Raw genomic sequence first — 346 nt, 5'->3', positions numbered from 1 at the left:
AACTGCCGCCGGATGGCCGGGCTGCCGGTCACGGCGTGTACATGGGCCAGGGTTTTGGTCACTTCCTGGTGGCAGACATTTGCCACAATCTCAAAAATAGATTTGGTAAAATCCAGGGTGTCCAGACGCTGACCGTTGAACAACGACAGCGGCAGGATATCGGTGGAATACAAAACCGGAATGTCGTCGGCCAGCACACGGCGCTGTACAAATACCAGCGTCTGCGGCTCACCCGGCGGCAGTTCCAGGCGCTGTGCCAGATGCGGCGGCGCGGTTTCCCGGGTGACCATCAGGTGGTCACTGTGGGGCACACGGCCGGAAGCCCGGATCATTTTGTAAAATTCCA

At 58.7% G+C, this 346-nt stretch carries 1 protein-coding gene; it reads right to left on the bottom strand.

Going from position 1 to position 346, the window contains the following annotated elements; translation table 11 throughout:
* Positions 1-332, bottom strand: a 332-nt coding sequence (locus H6B10_RS15765; RefSeq protein ID WP_204652396.1) for a UTRA domain-containing protein, incomplete at its 3' end; no start/stop codon positions are given.
* Positions 333-346: the final 14 nt, after the last annotated feature.

Origin of the sequence: Gemmiger formicilis (assembly GCF_016901605.1) — a bacterium.
GTDB classification, from domain to species: Bacteria; Bacillota; Clostridia; order Oscillospirales; family Ruminococcaceae; genus Gemmiger; species Gemmiger formicilis_B.
Note: the sequence above shows the minus strand (reverse complement) of the source record. Positions and strands in the feature narration are given on the sequence as shown.